Genomic DNA, 23,229 nt, shown 5'->3' on the forward strand with positions numbered 1-23,229 from the left:
AATACGCCACCATCACATCAGCAGCCAACGGCGCCATCGACGCACCGTCGGCAGCAATGTGATGCACCACGATCGCCAACACGAACTCATCGACCGCAACCCGATACAACCGAGCGCGGAACGGAACATCCACCGTCACATCGAAACCGAGACCCGCATCGGACGCGATGCGCTCGAACAACGTCGACGCCTCCACGTCCACGGGCACGAGCGACACGAGCGTCGACCGCGCGTCGTGGATCGATTGACGCGGAGCCTCGCCGTCCGACGGGAACGTCGTGCGCAACGACTCGTGACGCACGAGGACATCGGCGATGGCCGCGTTCAAGGCGTCGACATCCACGACGCCTGTCAGTCGCACCGCAAGCGGAATGTTGTACGCAGGCGACGACGTGTCGAACTGGTTGATGAACCACATCCGCTGCTGCGCCTGCGACAACGGAATTCGATCCGGACGGGTCATCGGAACCAGCGCCGGCCTCGAGTCGACCGCGGCGAGTCGGCCCGTCCGTGCCGCCAACATCTCGACGGTCGGGGCCTCGAACAGCGCGCGCACGCTGACGTTCGTGCCGAGCGCACTGTTGACTCGCGCCGTCACACGCGTCGCACTCAGCGAATCGCCGCCGAGGTCGAAGAAGTTGTCGTCGAGTCCGACGTCGTCGATACCCAGCACCTCGCCGAACACCTGAGCGACGGTGATCTCGGCGTCGGAGACAGGTTCGCGACGCTCTCCCCCGCTGCGCAGATCCGGTGTGGGCAGCGCCCGGCGATCGAGCTTGCCGGCAGGGGTCAGTGGAATGGCGTCGAGCAGCACGAACGCCGACGGAACCATGTGCGACGGCAACGCCGAGGCGGCCTTCACACGCACGTCGTCGACGTCGATCACGGCACCCGGCACCGGCATCAGGTACGACACGAGCACGGTCGAACCGGCAGGCCCCGGAACGCCGAGTGTGGCAACGAATTCCACACCGGGAACCGTGGCGATGACCGCATCGATCTCGCCCAGCTCGATGCGGAATCCGCGAATCTTGACCTGGAAGTCGGAGCGGCCGACGTATTCGAGCGCGCCGGAATCGTTCCACCGCACCACGTCTCCGGTGCGGTACATCCGTTCGCCCGGTACACCGAACGGTGCCGCGACGAATCGTTCGGATGTGAGTACGGCGCGATCGTGGTACCCGCGAGCCAATCCTGGTCCGGCAAGGTACAACTCACCCGCGACTCCGACCGGAACCGGCTGCAGTCGCGCATCGAGGACGACGACCGCGGACCCGAGGACGGGGCTTCCGATCTCCACCGGGACACCGGGGTGCATCTCGTTGCTGAGAACAGCGACGACCGTCGCCTCGGTAGGTCCGTAGGCGTTGAACATCTTTCGGCCCGGCGCCCACCGCTCGACCAGTTCGGGACCGCACGCTTCACCGCCGGTCGCGACGACTCTCAGCTCGTCCAGGCCCGTCGGATCCACCGACGCCAACGCGGCAGGCGTGATGAACGCATGCGTCACACGGTGTTCCGCCACGAACGACGCCAGTTCCGCGCCGCCGTACACGTCGGTCGGCGCGACGACCAGCGTCGCTCCGCTGCCGTAGGCGAACAGCAGCTCGAGCACACTGGCGTCGAAGCTCGGGGACGCGAACGCCAGCACCCGAGAATCGGCCGTGACCTCGAAGCGCCTGCGCTCCTCCTCGGCGAAGTTCTTCAGGCCCGTGTGCGTCACGACGACGCCCTTCGGCACACCCGTCGAACCGGACGTGTAGATGAGATACGCAGCGTGGGACGGCCGGAGTCGGCAGGTCCTGTCGGCGTCGGTGACCGGGGTGTCGGGCAACGCTGCGAGCGTCGCCCCGATCTCGTTGTCGTCGAGGAATACCCAGTCGACTGTCGTCGCGGCGTCGCCCAACACGGAGCGATGTGCCGACACGGTAACGCCCACGCCGACACCGGAGTCGGTGAGCATGTGCGCGATCCGGTCCACCGGATACGACGGATCCACCGGCAGGAACGCAGCACCGGCCTTCGCCACCGCCCACACCGACACGACCGACTCGACCGACCGCGACAACGCCAACGCCACGAACGAACCAGGACCCACACCNTCGGTGAGCATGTGCGCGATCCGGTCCACCGGATACGACGGATCCACCGGCAGGAACGCAGCACCGGCCTTCGCCACCGCCCACACCGACACGACCGACTCGACCGACCGCGACAACGCCAACGCCACGAACGAACCAGGACCCACACCACGCGAAATCAACAGACGCGCCAACCGCGTCGACGCCGCATCCAACTCGCCGTACGACATCGTCCTGTCACTCGACACGAGCGCCGCCGCGTCGACGCCCGCGCCATCGACCGCACCGCACAGAATCTCCGGCAACAATCGCTCGCCGACCGACGATCCACCACGCACCGGCACCAACGCCGCNGCCGCATCCAACTCGCCGTACGACATCGTCCTGTCACTCGACACGAGCGCCGCCGCGTCGACGCCCGCGCCATCGACCGCACCGCACAGAATCTCCGGCAACAATCGCTCGCCGACCGACGATCCACCACGCACCGGCACCAACGCCGCACGCTCGGACTCCGACAGCAGATCGAGCTTGCCCATCAGCAGGTCGGGTGTCGTGGCGAATGCATGCATCACGCGTCCGATGCGACCGACGATGGCGTCGACTGCCGACGATGCGAACAGTTCCGGCAGATACTTCGCCTCGATGTGCAGGCGATCGTCCACCATGGCCACGAGCGTCATCGGATACTGCGCGGTATCGCTGCCGTCGACGATGTTCGCGACGCGCATCCCGACGATGTCGGTCTCGGTCGTCAGGCCTGCGCGGTCCATCGGGTAGGACTCGAACACCGTCAGCGAATCGAATGCGACGACGGGTCCGACGATGCGCTGAATCTCGGTCAGGCCGAGATAGTGGTGATCGAGCAGGCTCGCCTGTTCGTTCTGCAGCCGAGAGATGAAGTCTCCAAGGCTTTCTCGCGGATCGATCGTGACGCGGACCGGCAGCGTGTTGATGAAGAGACCGACCATGGACTCGATGTCGTTGATTTCCGGTGGCCGGCCCGAGACCGTCGCGCCGAAGAGGACGTCGTCGCGCCCCGTCAGCGACGCGAGGACGGTTCCCCATGCCGCCTGGACCAGGGTGTTCAGGGTGACACCGTGGACTCGCGCGAACGTCCTGAGTCGTTCGGTGTCCTCCGTCGTCAGGGAGGTCAGCTTGCGCGCGGCGAGAGTCGATTCCTGCCTGCGGCTCTCGACGGGGGTGAGCAGCGTCGGCTCGGACAGCCCTGCCAACGCGGAACGCCATGCGTCACGGGCGGCCTCGGTGTTCCGGCGACTCATCCACGTCAGATACTCGCGGTACGCGGGCACCCTCGGAAGCACGGAGTCGTCGCCGTCGGTTGCGTACAGCGTCAACAGTTCTCGCACCAGCAGCGGCGTCGACCAGCCGTCGATCAGAATGTGGTGGTTGGTGAGAACCAGACGCCACTCCGTCTCGGTGACCGCGATGAGCATGAACCGCAGGAGCGGTGCTTCGGCCATGTTGAAACGCCGTCCGCGATCGGCCGCCAGAAGGCGATCGAGTTCGGCGTCGCGTTCGTCGTCGGGCAACGAGGTCAGATCGATCGACGTCCACGGCACGTCGACGCGTCCGGAGACGACCTGCACCGAATCGCCCTCGATGTTGTGCACGAACGCAGTACGCAGGTTCGCGTGCCGATCGAGAAGCTTCCGTGTCGCCGCACGGAAGCGTGCCTCGTCGACCGACCCCGTCAGCGTCATGATCAACTGCACCAGGTAGGCATCCACGGACTGGTCGGACAGTTCGGCGTGGAACAGCAGACCTGCCTGCAGCGGGGACATCGACCAGATGTCGACCGCTCCCGGATAGCGCGCCTCCACGTCGTCGATGGCAGCCTGGTCGAGCTGGACGAGGTCGAGATCGGACGGCGTGAATCCGCCGGAACCCGTACGACGCGCGTGGTGCGCGAACGCCGTCAGCGCACGCACCCACAGCGCACCGAGGCTGTCGACGTCGTCGCGTTCCAACACCCCGGTCGGGAAGGCGAACGTTGCCTTCAGGCGTGCCTCGCCGTCGTGGGTCGTCGTCGTGACCGCGTTGATGTCCAGGGCCGCGGCGACGGGCAATTCGGGATTCTGGACGTCGCCGATCTCGTCGCTGTCCACCGGCAACCAACCGACGTCGCGCAGGTTTTCTGGGACCGCCGAGCTGTAGCGGCCGAGATAGTTGAAGCTGATCTGCGGCGCCGCGTAACTGGACAGGGCCGCGGCGGACTCCTCGTCGAGGTAGCGAAGCATGCCGTATCCGATTCCGTGATCGGGTACGGCGAGCAGCCTCTCCTTGACGGCCTTGATCAGTCGGCCCGCATCCGCGCCTCCGTCCAACGCGTCGTCGATGTCGATGTCCGTCATCGCGATTCGGACCGGGAAGATCGTGGTGAACCAGCCGACGGTCCTGGCCAGGTCCGCACCGGGCACGACCTGATCCTCACGGCCGTGGCCCTCGAGGCTGATCAGCGAATCGGGTGTCTCGATGCCGCGATCTCGACGCCATGCGGCCACCGCGAGCGCGAGCGCCGCCATCAGCCCGTCGTTGACGCTGCCGTGGAACGCTTCGGGGATGGTCGTCAGCAGGTCGTCGGTGACGTCGGTCGGAAGTTCGACTTCGACCTTGTCGACCGTGTCGTGGACGTCGACCGTGGAGTCCAACGGACGCGATCCGACGAGCGGATCCTGGCCCGACAGCGTGTGCTGCCACAGGTCGAGCTCGCATCGACGATCGACGCTGACCTCGACGAGACCGTGCGCCCACCGGCGCATCGACGTTCCCACCGGAAGAAGCGTCGGCGTCTCGCCCGCAACGATCTGCGACCACGCAGTCCCCATGTCGGGCACCAGGATTCGCCACGACACACCGTCGACGACGAGGTGATGCGCGACGATCAGCAGCCGGGGTTCGGCGGAATCCAACCAGACGAAACGAATCATCGAACCGGCGGCCGGATCGAGCAGGTGTGCCGCCCGATCCAGTTCGGCTGCAGGCGTTGTCGATTCCACGTCCGCATGGTGCAGAATGTCCGCGGCGGTCACCGATCCCACCGGCTGCACGTCCATGGTCCACGCACCGTCGATCTCACGGAGGCGGCCGCGCAGCATGTCGTGGTGGTCGACGATCGCCTGGATCGTTCCTTCGAGCGTGACGCGATCGATTCCTCGAGGCAGCGTCAGCAACGCAGTCTGGGTGTGTCGGTCGAAAACCGGTGTGCGTTCGATCATCCAGGAGACGATCGGTGTGAGCGGTACGTCGCCGACGCCTCCGCCGGGGAGCTCCTCGAGGACCGCGACGGCCTCGTCCGCACCGGACAGGGCGACTTCGGCGAGCGCTGCAACGGTCTTGCGCTCGAACACGTCTCGCGGAGACAGGACGATGCCCGCAGCTTTCGCACGCGACACGAGCTGGATCGACATGATGCTGTCGCCGCCGAGCGCGAAGAACGACTCGTCGATGCCCACATGATCGAGACGCAGCACCTCTGCGAACAGTTCGGCGAGATGCTTCTCGACGGGAGTGCTCGCCTCACGTGAGGATTCGGAACGCGTGTCGAACGTCGGCGCGGGCAGTGCCCGCCGATCCAACTTGCCCGCGGGCGTCAGCGGAATCGACTCGAGTTCGACGAATGCGGCCGGAATCATGTGGCTCGGAAGTGATTCGGCGACGTGATCGCGCAGAACGCGGGTGTCGACCGATGCACCGTCAGTAGGCAGGACGTACGCCACCAGAATGGTGTTGCCCGCCGGGCCCGTCGCTCCGACCGTCGTCACGAAATCGACCGTCGGATGCGTAGCCAGCACGCTGTCGATCTCACCGAGTTCGATGCGGAATCCGCGCACCTTGACCTGGGAGTCGCTGCGACCGACGAACTCGAGCGCGCCGGATCGCGTCCACCGCACGACGTCGCCCGTCCGGTACATCCGAGAGCCGTCGGTCGCGAACGGATTCGCGACGAACCGCTCGCTCGTCAACACCTGTCGGCCGTGATAGCCGCGTGCCAGCGCAGGCCCGGCGAGGTACAGCTCGCCGGGCACCCCGACCGGAACCGGATTCATCCGCCGATCGAGCACCACCTCGGCGAATCCGATGGTCGGAGCGCCGATGTCGACGGGCATACCGGGATGCAGCTCGTCGGAGATCGACGAGAAGATCGTGCCCTCGGTCGGCCCGTACGCGTTGAACATCGACCGGCCGGGCGCCCACCGCTCCACCAGTTCCGGTGAGCACGCGTCGCCGCCCGTGGCGATGACGTCGAGATGCCGGAGGCCGGTCGGATCGACCGACGCGAGGGCGGCAGGCGTGACGAACGCGTGTGTGACCCTCTTGTCGTCCAACAACCGTGACAGTTCGGGTCCACCGTAGAGACTCGGCGGTGCGACGACCATCGTTGCGGCGCTACCGAAGGCCAGCATGAATTCGAGAATCGACGCGTCGAAACTCGGCGATGCGAACGCGAGCGTCCGAGAACCGGGAACGACGCGGAATCGCCGGTTCTCCTCTGCCGCGAGGTTGGCGAGTCCACGGTGAGTGACGACGACGCCCTTGGGCACGCCGGTCGATCCCGAGGTGTAGATGAGGTACGCGGCGTCGTCGAGTCGGAGTGGTCTCGTGCGGTCCGCGTCGACGACGGGCGCCGTCGACCGGGCCGAGACGTCGGCGGTCGACTCGTCGTCGCCGAGGACGAGCCACGTGGTGCGGTGCGTGTCGTCGGCCGACGTCAGTTCACCGAGCGCGTCGGCATGTTCGGGTGTCGTGAGTCCGATGGGCGCCGCGGAGTCGACGAGCATGTGACGGATACGGTCCGTCGGATACGTCGGGTCGACGGGCAGGAACGCGGCACCTGCTTTCGCCGTCGCCCACATCGCGACGATGGTGTCGACCGAGCGCGGCAGCGCGAGTGCGACGAACGTGTCCGGACCGACGCCGCGATCGATCAGAAGGCGGGCCAGTTGTGAGGAGCGAGCGTCGAGTTCGCCGTAGGACACGACGACGTCCTCGAATTCGATTGCTGCAGTGTCCGTCCCGGCCGCAGAGACGGCGTCGGTCAGGATGTCGGGGAGCAATCGCTCGGGCAACGCCGCCGCACCGCGTACGGGAGCCAGCGCGGTGCGCTCGGCGACGGTCAGCATGTCGATGTCGCCCACGGCCACGGCGGGGTCGGCGGTGACAGCGCGAAGCACCGACTCGTACCGGGTCGCGAACTCGGCGACCGAAGCCTCGTCGAACAGGTCCGTCGCATAACGGAACGACGCCGTGATTCCCGCCGGCTGGCCCGAGACGTCGAACGCCTCCGAAATGGTCAGCTGCAGATCGAAGTTCGCGATGTCGTCGACGAGATCCATGGCTTCGACATCGAGATTCGGCAGTGTGATGTTGGGGCGTGCGGTGTGCTGGAACTCGAGCATCACCTGGAACAGCGGCGTGTACGCGGGCGTACGCACCGGATCGAGGCGGTCCACGACGCGCTCGAACGGCACGTCGGCGTGCGTGAACGCCTCGAGGTCCGTGCTGCGCACGGCGTCGAGCAGGTCCTGGAACGAGGTGGACGACTCGATCCGGGTGCGCAACACCAGCGTGTTGACGAACATACCGACGACGTCGTCGAGCGCCGCGTCACCGCGACCGGAGATCGGTGTTCCGACCGAGATGTCCTCGGATCCCGACAGCGCGGACAACAGAATGCCCAGTGCCGCATGCACGATCATGAACACGCTGGAGTCACGCGACGACGCGAGCGACGCCATCCGACCGTGCAGTTCGGCATCGAGATCGAACCCGAGCTTCGCGCCACGGAACGACGGGTCACTCGGCCGCGGACGATCCAGCGGCAGTTCGAGCACCTCGGGCGCCCCGGACAACGTGTCCACCCAGAACGCCAACTGAGTCGACATCAACGACTCCGGGTCCTCTTCGGACCCCAGGAAGGCGCGCTGCCACAGTGCGTAGTCGGCGTACTGGACCGGGAGCGGTTCGATGTTCGGCGCATGGCCGTGTACCCGGGCGCTGTACGCGACGATGAGGTCGCGCGCGAGCGGCGCGGTGGAAAATCCGTCGGACGAAATATGGTGGACGACGAAGGCCAACACGTGTTCGTCGGGACCGAGGCGCAGCAACTGTGCGCGCACCGGAACGGCCGCCGCGACGTCGAAGCCCTCGCTCGTGACCTCGGCGACGATGCGCAGCGCGTCGTCCTCGGACTCGGCGTCCACCGGCTCGAGGTCCGAAAGCACCTGGTGGGCTTCGAGAATCGACTGAACCGGTCCGTCGTCGGTCAGCGGGAACACCGTACGCAGCGATTCGTGCCGCTCGACGACGTCGGCAACGGCCGCGCGCACCGCGTCGACGTCCAGCGCTCCCGTCATCCGCATCGCGAAGGCGACGTTGTACGCGGACGAGGACGTGTCGTACTGGTTGATGAACCACATACGTTGCTGTGCAAGGGAAAGCGGAACCGTATCGCCTCGTTCCATCGGTACCAGCGCCGGACGGGCTTCGGTCCGATGTTCCTGCGACTCGACGACGGCAGCGAGACCACGCACTGTCGGCGCATCGAACAGATCGCGCACCGTCAGATTCGATCCGAGCGACGCATTGATTCGGGCGACGAGCCTCATCGCGACCAGTGAGTTGCCACCGGCCTCGAAGAAGTTGTGCGTCACACCCACCATCGGCACGCCGAGCAGGTCGGCGACCTCGGCCGCGATGATTTCCTCGATCGGATTCTCGGGTGAGACGACGTCGGTGTCGAGAGTCCCGAACTCGGGCTCCGGCAGCAACTTACGATCGAGCTTGCCGCTCGCATTGAGCGGGAATGCGTCGAGTTCGACGACGATCGACGGGACCATGTACGCCGGAAGCGACGTCGCGACTGCTGCCGTGACCGCGGAGGCGTCGAACTCGGTGTCGCGGGTCGGAACGACGTAGGCGAGCAGGTGCTCCCCCGTCACCGCATCGCTGTGCACCAGAGCGACGGCCTGCGCCACGGTATCGTGCCGCAGCAGAGCGGCCTCGATCTCGGGCAGTTCGATGCGGAGCCCGCGTAGCTTCACCTGGAAATCGGTGCGCCCGATGTACTCGAGATTGCCGTCCGCACGCCACCGCACGAGGTCGCCGGTTCGATAGAGTCGAGATCCGCTGCTGCCGAACGGATCGGCGACGAACCGGTCCGCGGTGAGGTCGCCGCGTCCGACGTAGCCACGCGCGAGCTGGACACCGGCGAGATACAACTCACCCGGCGATCCGACCGGTGCGGGCTTCAGCGAACCGTCGAGCACGTACACCTGCGTGTTCCACACCGGTGAACCGATCGGAACGACCGTGAGATCGTCTGCGGCGCAATGATAGTGAGTGACGTCGACGGCTGCCTCGGTCGGGCCGTAGAGGTTGTGGAGCTCGGCGCTCGCGAACTGCGAGAACGCTGCCACCGTCGCGGGCGGCAATGCTTCGCCACTGCAGAAGACCAAGCGCAACGATGCACAGTCGTCGGCGTCTGCCCCCTCGGTGAAGACCGACAGCATCGACGGTACGAAGTGCACGGTCGTGATGCGCTCGCGAGAGATCGTCCGCGACAGGTAACCCGGATCGCGGTGACCGTCGGGCTCGGCGATGACCAGCTTGGCGCCGACCTGGAGCGGCCAGAAGAATTCCCACACCGACACGTCGAACGTCGCAGGCGTCTTCTGCAGCACGTTGTCCGACGGCTCGAGGTGATACTCGTTCTGCATCCACAGCAAACGGTTGGCAATCGCGTCGTGCGTGACGGCGACGCCCTTCGGGCGGCCCGTCGACCCCGACGTGTAGATGACGTACGCGGTGTTGGCGCCGGTGAGGTCGGCGGTGCGGTCTCGATTCGTCAGTGCAGCTGTGTCGCGATCGGAGACATCGATCAGGTCCAGCGCGAGAACGGGGGTCTCGACGGGAACGTTGATCCAGTCACGGCTGGTCGTGACGATGCAGATCGGATCCGCGCTGTCGATGACGTACGCGGAACGATCGACCGGATGGTCTGGGTCGATCGGTACGTAGGCACCACCGGCTTTGAGGATGGCATACATTCCGACGAGCAGATCGGTCGAGCGGCGAACAGCGAGACCGACGTGCGTCTCGGGGCCGACGCCCAACGACACGAGGTGGCGCGCAAGCTGATTCGAGCGATCGTCGAATTCGCGGTACGTGACGTGCTCGTCGTCGAACACCAGGGCGATCGAGTACGGGCTTCGGGCGACCTGCAGATCGAAGAGGCTCACGAGCGTCGGATCGTCACCGACGGCGGCGGGCAGTGGATGATCGGTGGCGTTCCAGGTCTCGAGCACGGTGGTGCGTTCGGCTGCCGACAGCATCTCGAGTTCGTGCAGCGACGCCGTCGGCGCCTCGCAGATCGATCGGAGAAGGCGCAGGAACCTGTCGACGAAGCTGTCGACGGTGGACGCGTCGAACAGTTCCGTCGAGTACGTGAAGTTCGCGCGCGAAGCACCGGTTTCGGTCGGCGCTTCGTCGACGCGCAACTGCAGGTCGAACTTCGTCGTCCCCGTCGGGATCTCCTCGAAGGACACTGCCAAGCCCGGCAGTTCGAGGTGCGCGCGTTCGTTGTTCTGGAACTCGAGCAGTACCTGGAACAGCGGCGAATGGTCGGTCGACCGTGTGGTCGCCACTGTGTCTACGAGCTTCTCGAACGGTACGTCGGTGTTGTCGAACGCGGCGAGATCGGCGGCACGCGTGCGTGCGAGCAGGTCGGTGAAGCTCACGTGCGGTGAGACCTCCGTGCGCAGCACGAGGGTGCCGACGAACATGCCGACGAGCTTGTCGAGGCCTGCTTCGCCGCGACCGGCGATCGGAGTGCCGATGGCGATGTCGTCGGTACCACTGAGCCGCGACAGCAGCAGCGCGAGAGCCGAATGAACGACCATGAACAGGGTGGCGTCATGCTCCGATGCCAACTGCGCCAACGCATGTCGGAGATCGCTCGGAATTTCGAACTCGGTGGTGGCACCGAGTACCGATTGCTGAGGCGGGCGCGGGCGGTCGATCGGCAGCGGCAGCAGATCCGGAAGATCGGCCAGCTCACGCGACCAGAACGCCAACTGCGACGACATCACCGACGCCGGATCGTCCTCGTCACCGAGCAACGCACGCTGCCACAACGTGTAATCGGCATACTGCACCGGCAACGGCTCCCAATACGCAGATCCGGAAGATCGGCCAGCTCACGCGACCAGAACGCCAACTGCGACGACATCACCGACGCCGGATCGTCCTCGTCACCGAGCAACGCACGCTGCCACAACGTGTAATCGGCATACTGCACCGGCAACGGCTCCCAATACGGCGACTCACCGTTCACCCGAGCCGAATACGCCACCATCACATCAGCAGCCAACGGCGCCATCGACGCACCGTCGGCAGCAATGTGATGCACCACGATCGCCAACACGAACTCATCGACCGCAACCCGATACAGCCGAGCACGGAACGGAACATCCGTCGTCACATCGAAACCCAGACCCGCATCGGACGCGATGCGATCGGCCGCCTGTGCAACGTCCACGTCGGTCACGGACAACGACCCTGCCGCGGCGACGACTTCGGGCGAGTCGACGGGAAGAACGTTCTGATGCGGGATCTCGTCGGCCACCGGGAACACGGTTCTCAGCGACTCGTGTCGAGCGACCACGTCGGCGACGGCCGTTTCCAACGCGGACACGTCGACCGCGCCCTTCATGCGGACCGCGAGCGGAATGTTGTAGGCGGGTGACGACGTGTCGAACTGGTTGATGAACCACATCCGCTGCTGCGCCTGCGACAACGGAACTCGATCCGGGCGGTCCATCCGCACCAACGCGGGGCGTGCATCGTGGCCGACCGAGGTCTCCGCGCGGGCGGACAGGGCCTCGATGGTCGGAGCTTCGAACAGGTCGAGAACGCGCAGTCCAGTGCCCAGTTCGGCGTTCAACCTGGCGACGACGCGGGTGGCAACCAGCGAGTTACCGCCCAGGTCGAAGAAGCTGTCGTCGATTCCGACGCGCCTGCCGTCCAGGAGTTCGGCGAACACGTCGGCGATGCGTCGTTGCGTGTCGGTCACCGGGGCGCGGAACTCGGTGGTTCGTCCGAACTCCGGTTCCGGGAGTGCACGGCGATCGAGCTTGCCTGCCGGCGTGAGTGGAATGGAATCGAGCAGCACGAAGGCCGACGGCACCATGTGCGACGGCAATGCCGAGACCATCTGTGCGCGTAGGCTTTCGACGTCGATCGTCGAGCCCGGGATCGGAACGAGGTAGGACGCCAACGCCGTCGACCCTGCAGGTCCCGAAACACCGAGCGTCGCAACGAATTCCACGTCGGCGGCCGACGCGATGACCGCATCGATCTCGCCCAGCTCGATGCGGAATCCGCGCACCTTGACCTGGAAGTCGGAGCGCCCGACGTACTCGAGTGCACCGGAGGCGTTCCACCGCACCACGTCTCCGGTGCGGTACATCCGCTCGCCGCCCACACCGAACGGCGCAGCGACGAACCGCTCCGACGTCAATCCGGCCCGCGCATGATAGCCACGCGCCAGAGCAGGCCCGCTCAGATAGAGCTCACCCGCGACACCCACCGGAACGGGCTGCAGACGCTCGTCCAGAACCAGCTGTACCGAGCCCGTGATCGGCGAGCCGATGTCGACCTGCTTCCCCGGTTCGAGCGCGGAACTCACCGACGAGAACACGGTCGCTTCGGTCGGGCCGTAGGCGTTGAACATCTGTCGGCCCGGCGCCCACCGCTCGACCAGTTCGGGACCGCACGCTTCACCACCGGTCGCGACAACTCTCAGCTCGTCCAGGCCCGTCGGATCCACCGACGCCAACGCCGCAGGCGTGATGAACGCGTGCGTCACATGCTGTTCGAGCAGCAATGACGCCAACTCGGGGCCGCCGTACACATCCGTCGGCGCGATCACCATCGTCGCGGCACCGGAGAAGGCGAGAAGAAGTTCCAGAACCGAGGCGTCGAAACTCGTCGAAGCGAACGCGAGCGTCCGAGAACGCGGCGACACCTCGAATCGGACGCGCTCGAGTTCGGCCATGTCGGAGAGGCCGCGGTGCGTCACGACGACGCCCTTCGGCACGCCCGTCGAACCGGACGTGTAGATCAGGTAGGCGGCGTCGTGAAGCGTGAGCGGATGTACCCGTTCCGCGTCGGTGATCGGGCTGTCGGAATGGGTGGCGAGCGCGGATACGACCTGCTCATCGTCGAGAATCGTCCAACTCACGGACGGACCGACCTCGGTCAGGGTAGTGCGGTGAGCGTCGATGGTGATGCCGAACGCCGCACCCGAATCGGTGAGCATGTGCGCGATCCGGTCCACCGGATACGACGGATCCACCGGCAGGAACGCAGCACCGGCCTTCGCCACCGCCCACACCGACACGACCGACTCGACCGACCGCGACAACGCCAACGCCACGAACGAACCAGGACCCACACCACGCGAGATCAACAGACGCGCCAACCGCGTCGACGCCGCATCCAACTCGCCGTACGACATCGTCCTGTCACTCGACACGAGCGCCGCCGCGTCGACGCCCGCNTCCAACTCACGGACGGACCGACCTCGGTCAGGGTAGTGCAGTGAGCGTCGATGGTGATGCCGAAATCGGTGAGCATGTGCGCGATCCGGTCCACCGGATACGACGGATCCACCGGCAGGAACGCAGCACCGGCCTTCGCCACCGCCCACACCGACACGACCGACTCGACCGACCGCGACAACGCCAACGCCACGAACGAACCAGGACCCACACCACGCGAGATCAACAGACGCGCCAACCGCGTCGACGCCGCATCCAACTCGCCGTACGACATCGTCCTGTCACTCGACACGAGCGCCGCCGCGTCGACGCCCGCGCCATCGACCGCACCGCACAGAATCTCCGGCAACAATCGCTCGCCGACCGACGATCCACCACGCACCGGCACCAACGCCGCGCGCTCGGACTCCGACAGCACGTCGATGTCGCCGACGACGGCGTCGCTGTTCTCGGCGGCCACATTCAGGATGCGGAGAAGCCGTTCGGCGTGGCCGCGGACGACCTCCTCGTCCAGAACAGCCGCGTCGTACTGCACGTCGACGGAGATGCCTGCCGGCGCTCCGAGTGCATCGACGTTCTCGGTGGTTTCGACCACGAGATCGACGCCGTCGAAGTCGGTCAGCCGAGCAGTGCAGGAGTGCGCGAGGACGATGCGGAACAGTGCGGCGTCGTCGGTGGCGACCTCGCGGGCGACGTCGGCGAAGGTCACGTGGCTGTGAGCGAGCGCCGCAGAATCGATGCCGCGCAGCCGCTGAGACAGAGACGAGAACGACTCGCTCGGGTCGACGGAACTCCGCAGAACCACGGTGTTCCCTGCTGTGTACGGGGTTCGCGCGCCGATCGAGACGTCGTTCTCGCCGGAGACGCGTGCGAGCACGGTGGCGACCGCGGTGTGCAAGGACACCAGGACACTCGAACCCTGTCGTGCTGCCGAGGCCAGCAGCGCTCGGTGAGACTCGGCCCCGAGCTGCACGCTCAGTGTTCGTGGTTCCCGCGTAGCGTCCGCGGTACGCGGTCGGGACAGTGGAAGCCCCGCAGGCTCGGGCCGGTCGGCGAGCTCGGAGTGCCAGTACAGCAACTCCTGCCGCTCGACACGCCGGCGTGCTCCGATCGCTGCACTCTCGGGATGTACGTCGTCGATGGCGTCGTGAGGGCTCGCGGCCACGAAGGCGGAGACGACCTCGACGAACGAACGGTGGTGTTGCGCAAGGTCTTCGTCGACGTAACGGTTCGGGTTACCGCGGAAATCGACGAATGTCTTTGCGGGATCGCCACTCTGGTAGATGTTGACCAGGAGGTCGTCGACCGGGCCGGACGTGACGATGTTGAATTCGCCGACGATCGAACCGAGATGGATCTGCTGATGGAACAGCATCACGTTGACCATCGGGGCAACCAGCGCCTTGTCGATACCGTTGCTCTTCAGGTCACGGCGGATGTCCTCGATGCTGAACCGCTGGTGGCGGAGCGCACCCATCAGTTCGAGCTGCACCTGGGCGACGAGATCGCCGACTGTCCCGTGCGTCGGCACGGTCACCGCAATGGGCGCGACGTTCACGAGCATTCCGCCCGAACGGCGCAGTGTCGCAGTCGTTCTCGCGGACACAGGCATGTTGACGAGAACGTTCTCCCGCCCGGTCATGCGGGAGAGATAACACGCGAAGGCCGCGATGACGACCGCCGCAGCCGTGGCACCCTTGGACGCGTCGGAGTTCTCCAATGCTGCGACCACGTCGTCGGGCAGCGACGCGCTCTCGAGCTTGCTGGCCGCAACCGTCGCGCCGGGGTTGTTGGCCAGCGTCGCACCGTCGTGTACGTCGCGGACGTGATCGGCCCAGTACTGCCGATCCGTTTCGAAGCGTGCCGACGAGCGGTATGCCTGATCCACCTCGTACAACGTGCGGAGATCGGCCGCTTTGGCCGGTGCAGGCTCGCGGCTTTCGACCTCGGCGGTGTAGAGCTCGGCGGTTCGGTTGACCATCGTCATGGCGCCGTAGCCGTCGAGCGCGACATGGTGAATCTTGCTGTACCACAGGTATCGATCGTCTTCGACCTGCAGCAACGACATGGCAACCAGTCGGTCACGTGTCAGATCGACTGGTGTGGTGTAGTTTTCGTCGATCCAGCGACGCGCCGACGCCATCGGGTCCGTTTCGCCCCGGAAGTCGACGAGTGCAATCGTGTCGTCGATGGAATGGTCGACGATCTGGATCGGTTCGCCGTCCACCTCGACCAACTGTAGAAATCCCGATTGGAACTCGTGCCCAGCCACCCGCGACGCCCGGCGCAGGACGTCCACGTCCAGATCTCCCCGCAGATCCACGTACTGCGCGATGCAGACCGGAACGGACGGAGCCAGCTGCTGCGCGAACCACATTCCTCGCTGCGCCGACGACAACGGGAAACCGGAACCTGCGTCACCCTGTTCGTGCAGTGGAGAGCTGTGAGATTCGCCTGAAACTGCGGCCCGCATTCATTCGCCTTTCTGGAGCGAGGTCGAGGAAGGGAGAGTCGGGGCAGGGTCGGTCAATGCAAGATCCGTTCTCGAACGTGCGACGACGGGCGCTGAAAGATCCACCCCGGGAGGCCGGTGTCGCGCGGTGGCTGTCCGCCCGACGTGGCCTTTAGTGTGGTTCGTTGCGCGCAAAGGCGTGGATTGGCCCGCACCGACCGGGCGACGCCGCAATTCGGTACGGCAATGGTCGCATGACCGTACTCGCGGATTGTTTCACGAGCGATTCTGCAGGCTTGTCGACGAGCACCCAATCTTCCACCGAAGATCCCTCCCGAGTGTCCGAGCCACCGACCGCACATCGACGACCGAGACGAACCGCGCAACCTGCGTCGTGCACGACAGGTCTCCACCACGATCGACCGAACGAATCGCCGACCGAGGCCGAAGCTGTTCATTCCCTACGACGGACATGTGCGCTTACACACACCGCGAACTAGAACATACAATAATGCGCCGCCCCCTTTTATGGCCGATCACTATTGAGGAATCGAGCCTACGTCGGAGACCGTTACAGATCTCGACAATGGCTGGCGCGCAACCCAAGTCGTCATACGAAAATCGGCGTATAAATCGACGTCGAATCCATATGAGTCGGTCGTTACGGGGCTAGTGGTCGAATTTGCCGACCGAACCGGTCGTGTGGATTGTTCTGCGCGATCGTGCAACTCCGACAATGACGAATATCGCTGCAAGCGAACAGAGAACGTACTCCGGAATCGCCCCGAGATCGGTGGCGACCGTCGTGTCGTGACGCAGCTCGATCTCCGAGACCAGCGCATCGGGAACGAACAGCTCCGTCCGTTGCGTCACAGCCCCGCTGGGCGACACGATCGCACTGACACCACTCGTCGCCGCCACGACGACCGACCTGCCGTGCTCCACGGCGCGTACGCGTGACATCGCCAGTTGTTGATAGGTCATCTCGGTATCGCCGAAGGTTGCGTTGTTGGTCGGTATCGCGATGAATTCCGCACCGGAGCGGACGGATTCGTTCAATGCACGATCGAATGCCACCTCGTAGCACGTCGCGATACCGGCGGCGATTCCGTCCGCGTGAACGACACCGTTGCCGGTCCCCGGCACGAAGTAACCGGCACGATCGGCGTACTCGGAGAACAGCCGGAAGAAGCTCCGCCACGGCAGGTATTCGCCGAACGGCTGAATGATCTTCTTGTCGTGGCGTTCCCCCGGCCCTGCTGCGCCGTCCCACACGATGACCGAGTTGGTGGTCGTGCGATCGTCGTTGACGAGAACGGATCCGACGAGGATGGGCGCGCCGACCGCCTCGGACGCCGCGGTGATCTCGGTGGCCGCATCTGCGTTGCGGAGCGGATCGATGTCCGACGCGTTCTCCGGCCACACCACGAGGTCGGGCGCGGGCGTGCGGCCGGCACGCACGTCGTCGGCAAGACTCAGCGTTTCGCGAACGTGGTTGTCCAGCACCGCGCGACGCTGTGCGTTGAAGTCGAGCCCGAGGCGCGGGACGCTTCCCTGAATCGCCGCGACGGTGATGGTGCGCGAATCCGGATCGTGCGAGTCCCCGATGAGCATCGGTGCCACGGCAAGGGCGACGATCGACGCACTCGCGGCGACGGAGACGCCGACGATGATTCCGCGAAGGCGTTTCTCGAGCAGCGCGACAGCCACCGCGGCCAGTCCGGTCCCCGTCAGTGCGACACCGAAGCTCAGGAGCGGGGCGCCACCGACGCCCGCGAGAGGCAGAAGCCACCCGTCGGGCTGTCCGAACGCGAGGCGACCCCACGGAAAACCACCGAACGGGAAACTGGATCGAGCCCATTCGACGAGGCTCCAGACGAGAGCGAGAGCCAGAGGCCACCACCGGGTCCGTGCCGCGACGACGGCGAGCACGCCGAACAGTCCGGTGAAGACCGATTCCGCCGTCGCCAGCGCGAGCCACGGAAGTGGTCCGACGTACACACCGATCCACGGCAACAACGGAACGAAGAAGCCCAAGCCGGCGAGCAGTCCGTATCCGAAACCGGCCTTCTTCGATTGTGGACCGTCTCCCCGCCCTCTGACGAGCACGAGGACCAGCAGTGCGATCGACAACGGTGCCAGGAACCACAGCGTGCGGGGTGGGAAGCTCAAATAGAGCAGCAGACCCGACGCCACGGAGACAGCACTCGACGCGGCGACCCTCGTGATCGCCCGAGGGTCACGCTTCATGGATCACGCGCCCGCGATGAACGGTGCGCAGGCAACGCGGGCTCGGCGAGTCCAGCTCGAGCGGCGGCAAGGGCGGCACTCCCGCTCTCGGATCGGTGGACCACCGCTGGACGCCGTCCTTCGGGGCCCTCACGACGAGTTCGGGCGCGTCCCACATCGCGAAACTGGCAGGCGCTCCCGGCGTCAACGTCCCCGCCAGCCCGTCGCGCACACCGCCTGCTCGCCACGCGCCCCTGGTGGCAGCGGCGAACGCTGCGCGCGGCGAGACTCCGCTACCGGCTGTGTGGTGACCGACCGCAGCGCGTAGTACCGCCCACGGGTCCATCGACGTCGCCGGTGCGTCGGATCCGAATGCCAGGGAAACGCCCGCGGAGGCCAACGGTGCCAGCGGATTCAGTGCACGCGCGCGGTCCGCGCCGAGGCGTTGTGCGTACATGCCGTCGTCACCTCCCCAGAGGCGGTCGAACCGCGGTTGCATGCTCGCGATGACGCCCCACGCCGCGAGCGACGCGGCGTGGTCGACGGAAACCATCTCCAGGTGTTCGACGCGGTGGCCGCGCGCGGCCAGCGCTGGACCACCCACCGAGGCGGCGACACGCGCGAAGCCGTCGACGACGGCTGTCACCGCAGCGTCTCCGATGGCGTGGAATCCCGCCTGAACACCGACTTCGGTGCACGCGGCGACGTGCGCAGCGATCGCGTCGACGTCGAGGTACGACGTGCCTCGGCCGGGGACGTCGGTGTAATCGTCGGTGAGCCACGCGGTGTGCGATCCGAGGGAACCGTCGACGAACACGTCGCCCGCCAGTCCGTGCGCACCCGTCCGTGCGAGCAGGTCTCGGGCCTCCGCGGCGCTGGTGACCGCTTCGCCCCAGTAGCCGCGGACCTCCACCCCGTGCTCGGTGGCCAGGAGTTCGGTGAAGTCACCCAGACCCGATACGTCGGGGCCGCCACACTCGTGCACTGCGCAGATCCCGGCTGCGGCCGCCGCGTCGAGCATCCGCCGACGGGCCGCGTCACGTGCGGCGGGGGTCAGCAGGGATCGAGCGGCGGCGCGAACCACGTGATGAGCCGCAGCGGTCACCGGCAGCTCCGGGTGGAAGCCGATCGCGTTCGCCAGGTCCGGGCACGCCGCGCGCAGGACCGTCGAGCACGCGGCGGAATGCGAGTCGACGCGCGTCAGATACACGGCGCGGCCGGGGGCAATGGCGTCGAGCTCGGAGGTGGTGGGTGCTCCCCCGTCCGGCCAGTGCGACTCGTCGAAGCCGTGACCCCAGATCACCGCGTCGTCGGTTCGCGCGGCGTGACGGCGGAGTTCGTCCAGACACTGAGCATGGGACCGGGACGCCGACAGGTCCAACCCGCCGAGCAGCAGCCCGTGTGCCGTCGTATGAACATGTGCGTCGACGAAGGCGGGAGCGACGAAGGCCCCCGCGAGGTCGAACTCCTCGGCACCCGGATGAAGTGCGCGGCCGGTTCGGTCTTCGCCTGTCCACGTGACGATTCCATCGGTGACGGCCATCGCCGTGGCGTCGGGAGCGGAAGCGCTGTAGATCCGCCCGCCGAGAAACAGTTGGGTGCTCACGGCTGACCAGTCTGCCCTCAGCGGGTCGGCTTATCGAAATCCCGTCCGTCGATCTCGATGATGCGCCCGCTGGTGCTCGGGTACTGCCCCGCGTACGTCTCACCGATCACCTCGCCGTCGATGACGGTCGGTCGCATTCTGCGCGTCGCGACCGCGACGCTCGGCATCCAGCGGGCAGCAGCGGCCAGCACCAGCGGCCGCAGGGCCCACCGCGAGACCGGCAGCAGCAACAGGATGCCGAACACCGTCGTCACCAGACCTGGTACGAACATCGCGACCGACCCGACCGCGAACAGAACACCGTCGGCGACCGCTCCCGCCGGCGTCCGTTCACCGCGACTGGCGGCGCGCAGACCCTCCATGACGCGGCGGCCCTGCGACCGTACGAGGACGAGCCCGACGACCGAACCTGCGATCAACAGCAGCACGGTCCACAGCACACCGATCGCGCTGCCGACCGCGACGAGTGCGGCCACCTCGACGACGACATAGAGGAGAAAGAGCGCAAACACGGTAGTTCCTTTCGTTGCCTGTATCGACAACGAACCGGGGTTCCGATTTTCTCCCGGATCGGACGACATTCCGTCGAGCAGCTAGGCCCCCGGCCGAACCAGTCCCGTTTCGTAGGCCAGAACGACGGCCTGGACGCGGTCGCGTAGACCGAGCTTTGTCAGTACACGCCCGACATGTGTCTTCACCGTCGCCTCGGACAACACCAGGCTGCCGGCGATCTCGGCGTTCGACAATCCTGTGGCGAGCAGTCCGAGCACCTCGCGCTCACGGTCGGTCAGCGCGTCGAGCATCGCCGGATCGCGAGTGGGCGTCGTGTCGCCGGAGATGAACCGTCCCAGCAGGCGCCGCGTGACTTTCGGCGACACGACGGCGTCGCCACCCGCGATGCTCCGGATGGCGGAGACGAGATCCTCCGGTGGGGTGTCCTTGAGCAGAAAACCGCTCGCACCCGCCTTCAAGGCGCCGAGGACGTGCTCGTCGAGATCGAACGTCGTCATCACCAGAACACGCGCCTCGGAATTCGACTCGACGATGCGCGACGTCGCCGTCACGCCGTCGATGCCCGGCATCCGGACATCCATCAGTACGACGTCCGGCTTCAACTCGTCGACCTTCGCGAGCGCCGACGCACCGTCCGACGCCTCGCCCACGACAGACAGATCGTCCTGGGCGTCGAGGACCATCGTCAGGCCCATCCGCATCAATTCCTGGTCGTCGACGATGAGAACGGTGATCGGCACAGGGGACAACCTATCCCCCGCGGCCGATAAGTTCCGCAGGCTCCACTCCCGTTCATTCGAGTGGGAGCACCGCACGCACCACCCACTGGCCGTCGTCGGTACGGCCCGCGTCCAGCGTCCCCTGCAGGACGGCGACGCGTTCGCGCATGCCGAGGAGCCCGTTTCCGGTTCCCTGCACCGTGCTCGCAGTCGGTCCGACGTCGCGATTGATCACCTCGACGTGGACGCCGCTGTCCCGTCGGACGACCGAGACGCGAGCTCTCGGCGCATGACCGCCGTGTCGCAGCACGTTGGTCAGCGACTCCTGGACGACACGATGTACTCCCAAGCTGATCGCGGGGCTGATGTCGTCGAGGTTTCCCGTCTGCTCGAGTTCGACGTAGAGGCCGGCCTTGGACATCATGTCCACCACCTTCGCCAGACCCGCTGTGCCGTACTGCGGCATGTCGTCGGTGTGCGGTGTCGTTCGCAGCAAGGCAACGGTCCGGCGCAGTTCGGCAAGCGCCTGCCTACCGGTCGCCGAGATGTTCGCGACGGCTTGTTCGGCCCGCTCGGGATCTTTGCGTATCGCGTAGGACGCACCGTCGGCCTGTACGACCATGACGCTCACCCCGTGGGCGATGACGTCGTGTAGTTCGCGTGCGATGCGCGTCCGTTCGAGGGCGACCGCCTCCTCGGCGCGGCGATCTCGGTCGTACTCGGCGACGACAAGGCGCGCTTCGACGGCCTCGTCGTACGCGCGCCGGGCGCCGAGGAACTCGGCCGCGATCCACGCCAGCGCATACATCATGGCGCCGAACACGACGCTGGTGATGAGGTCCTCGTCGAACAGAAGCAGCGCCAGTATCGAATCCAGGATCACCGCGATCAGATAGAACAGCGCGTCACGCCGACCCACGTAGGCCACCAACGTGTACAGCATGATCGGCAGCGCGAGCAGCGAGGGATGAAGGTTGGTCGTCTCTCCCAGTGCCGCGCCGGTCGTCGTGCCGAACAACGACACCACGAGCACCGCGACCGCGACCGTTCGAGGGTGCCGACGACGCCATGCGATCGGGGTGCAGACCGCCGAGGTGACCACACCGAACAGCACCCAATTCGTCGACTCGGCGTTGGCGACCAGCGCGACGACGTCGAGCACGACGAGCATTCCTGCGAGCAGCGAGTCCGCGACGAAGGGCTTGCCCCTGAGCCACAGGCTGAATCTCCGCATGTGATTGAGTTTGCCGTATGCGAGCAAGGGCCTTATGACCGCGGCGGACTGGGGATTGTTGATGGTGGCGGCCACTGCCGCCGGCTGGGTCGATGCGGTCGTCGGCGGCGGCGGATTGATCCTGCTACCCGCGATCCTGCTGGTCGCGCCGCAGCTGAGTCCCCAGGCAGCGCTCGCGACCAACAAGGTGACAGCCGTGTTCGGTACGGCCGCGGCCGTCGTGACATTCGCACGCAAGGTGGCTCTCGACTGGAAGATTCTCGTGCCGGCCGCGGTGCTCGCCGCGGTCGCGGCTGCCGGTGGCGCCGCGGCGGTGTCGCTGATCGACCGCGACCTGTTCATCCCGATCATCATGGTCGCGCTCGTCGGTGTCGCGGTGCTCGTGACGACGCGCCCGACCATCGGGACCGTCGCCGCAGCTCGCCCGCCGACGACTCGGAAGATTCTCGTCGTCGTGTTTCTCGCCGCCGGCTGCTTCGGCTTCTACGACGGCATTCTCGGCCCCGGCACGGGAACGTTCTTCATCATCGCGTTCGCGACGCTGCTCGGCACCGAGTTCGTGCGCAGCGCCGCGATGGCCAAGGTGCTCAATCTCGGATCCAACGTCGGGGCTCTGACGTTCTTCGCCGTGACCGGACACGTGCTGTGGCAGTTGGGCGCAGCGATGGCGGTGTGCAACGTGATCGGTGCCGTGCTGGGATCGCGTGCGGCGCTCGCACGCGGCGCCGGATTCGTGCGCGTCGTACTGCTCGTCGTCGTCATCGGCATGGTTGTCCGCCTCGGCTGGCAACAATTCGGCTAATCTCCGTGTCT

8 protein-coding genes and 3 pseudogenes are annotated in these 23,229 nt (G+C 66.2%); 1 reads left to right on the forward strand and 10 read right to left on the reverse strand.

The features are described from left to right. Window positions 1-16 precede the first annotated feature (16 nt). The 10 genes and pseudogenes from A3K89_RS26825 to A3K89_RS08280 all read right to left on the reverse strand — a co-directional run. Window positions 17-2,344 (reverse strand): annotated as a pseudogene (locus A3K89_RS26825) (amino acid adenylation domain-containing protein); the annotation flags it as partial. Window positions 2,345-2,584: 240 nt separating this feature from the next. Then, window positions 2,585-10,417 (reverse strand): annotated as a pseudogene (locus A3K89_RS26295) (amino acid adenylation domain-containing protein); the annotation flags it as partial. 54 nt (window positions 10,418-10,471) lie between these two features. After that, window positions 10,472-11,188 (reverse strand): annotated as a pseudogene (locus A3K89_RS26830) (condensation domain-containing protein); the annotation flags it as partial. Continuing rightward, the gene (locus A3K89_RS08250; protein WP_157105274.1) at window positions 11,188-13,638 is read right to left on the reverse strand and encodes a non-ribosomal peptide synthetase; all 2,451 of its coding nucleotides are present in this window, start codon (window positions 13,636-13,638) and stop codon (window positions 11,188-11,190) included. The pseudogene A3K89_RS26830 and the gene A3K89_RS08250, both read right to left, overlap by 1 nt. Then, window positions 13,569-16,136 carry a condensation domain-containing protein gene (locus A3K89_RS08255; protein ID WP_068424085.1) on the reverse strand — a complete coding sequence of 856 codons (2,568 nt, stop codon included), beginning with the start codon at window positions 16,134-16,136 and terminating at the stop codon, window positions 13,569-13,571. The genes A3K89_RS08250 and A3K89_RS08255 overlap by 70 nt, the downstream gene beginning before the upstream one ends. Window positions 16,137-16,784: 648 nt before the next feature. Continuing rightward, the gene (lnt, locus tag A3K89_RS08260) at window positions 16,785-18,365 is read right to left on the reverse strand and encodes an apolipoprotein N-acyltransferase (RefSeq protein WP_068424087.1); all 1,581 of its coding nucleotides are present in this window, start codon (window positions 18,363-18,365) and stop codon (window positions 16,785-16,787) included. After that, window positions 18,355-19,950, reverse strand: coding sequence for an amidohydrolase (locus tag A3K89_RS08265; RefSeq protein ID WP_068424089.1), 1,596 nt, complete (start codon window positions 19,948-19,950; stop codon window positions 18,355-18,357). The genes lnt and A3K89_RS08265 overlap by 11 nt, the downstream gene beginning before the upstream one ends. Window positions 19,951-19,967: 17 nt before the next feature. Then, window positions 19,968-20,462, reverse strand: coding sequence for an FxsA family protein (locus A3K89_RS08270; RefSeq protein WP_068425850.1), 495 nt, complete (start codon window positions 20,460-20,462; stop codon window positions 19,968-19,970). Window positions 20,463-20,543: 81 nt separating this feature from the next. Next, window positions 20,544-21,203 (reverse strand): response regulator, encoded by a 660-nt coding sequence (locus tag A3K89_RS08275; RefSeq protein WP_068424091.1) that lies wholly within the window; start codon window positions 21,201-21,203, stop codon window positions 20,544-20,546. 52 nt (window positions 21,204-21,255) lie between these two features. Beyond that, entirely contained in the window at window positions 21,256-22,416 is a 1,161-nt protein-coding gene (locus tag A3K89_RS08280; RefSeq protein WP_068425853.1) for a sensor histidine kinase, read from the reverse strand. Between the two features lie 34 nt (window positions 22,417-22,450). Here A3K89_RS08280 and A3K89_RS08285 point away from each other — a divergent pair, with 34 nt between their 5' ends. Next, window positions 22,451-23,218: a TSUP family transporter gene (locus tag A3K89_RS08285; protein ID WP_068424093.1), complete on the forward strand. Its 768-nt coding sequence runs from the start codon at window positions 22,451-22,453 to the stop codon at window positions 23,216-23,218. Window positions 23,219-23,229 lie beyond the last annotated feature (11 nt).

The organism is Rhodococcoides kyotonense, assembly GCF_001645385.1.
GTDB lineage: Bacteria > Actinomycetota > Actinomycetes > Mycobacteriales > Mycobacteriaceae > Rhodococcoides > Rhodococcoides kyotonensis_B.

Coding starts and splice junctions, on each gene's coding strand:
- A3K89_RS08285 (WP_068424093.1), top strand. CDS start 22,451: ATGACCGCGGCGGACTGGGGATTGTTGATGGTGGCGGCCACTGCCGCC.
- A3K89_RS08280 (WP_068425853.1), bottom strand. CDS start 22,416: ATGCGGAGATTCAGCCTGTGGCTCAGGGGCAAGCCCTTCGTCGCGGAC.
- lnt (WP_068424087.1), bottom strand. CDS start 18,365: ATGAAGCGTGACCCTCGGGCGATCACGAGGGTCGCCGCGTCGAGTGCT.